This window comes from Neisseria sp. P0021.S007 (assembly GCF_051956855.1).
Window position 1 is genome coordinate 1 of the sequence record NZ_JBQCXA010000341.1, and the last position, 800, is coordinate 800.

Here is an 800-nt window from a genome sequence, read left to right on the forward strand (position 1 = left end):
CTGTACGCCGAACCAAGACATAACAGAGGCAAACGACTGATAAAACAACCCTAACGGCGACCAGTTGATAATCTGCGCTGAGATATTGCCTATGCCGCTATTGAAAAATGCCTTGATGCGTTCCCAACATGCACCGAAAAAAGAGGCTATGGAATTAACTACGCCGCTGATGAAATTACTTAAATCTTGCCACAATGCTTTTGCACCACCGACTACACCATCCCAGTTTTTATAAAGCATATAAGCGGCAACACCAAGAAGTGCTAAAGCAATGCCAATAGGCGATATTAATAAAAACCTACCCAGACTCATCAGACCACTACCCAACAGTGTTGCCGCCGTTTTTACTACACCGAAAATACGGGCCAGCGCACCAATGCCTGATTTAAACCTGATAACAGTGGCAAGCCAGTCAACGCCGAGCAAGGCTTTTGCAAGCCTGAACGACACCATCAACCCGGACAACTCATTCCCTACAAAACGGAACATTAGCCCACCGACCTTCAACGCCGCAAACCCTGCCGCAAGATGCACGAGTGCGGATACAACTTCGGGATTTTTTGATGCCCAATCTGCAAAACTGTTTATAATCGGGCGGATGGTCGTCATCAGCTGATTGAGCGCGGGCAACAATACACTGCCCGCTGTGATACCGATTTCCGTCAAACTATTTTTAAAGATTTGCCAGTTGTTTGCTGTCGTGGCAGACCTGGCGGCAAACTCTTTATCCATACTGCCGATAAACGCAGGTTTACCGTCTTTTGAGGTTTTTTTGAGTTCATTGATTGATTTCTTATAGG

At 46.2% G+C, this 800-nt stretch carries 1 protein-coding gene; it reads right to left on the reverse strand.

The window, feature by feature from the left end:
• Positions 1-800, reverse strand: an 800-nt coding sequence (locus ACTHUR_RS13220) for a phage tail tape measure protein (protein ID WP_440398980.1), incomplete at both ends; no start/stop codon positions are given.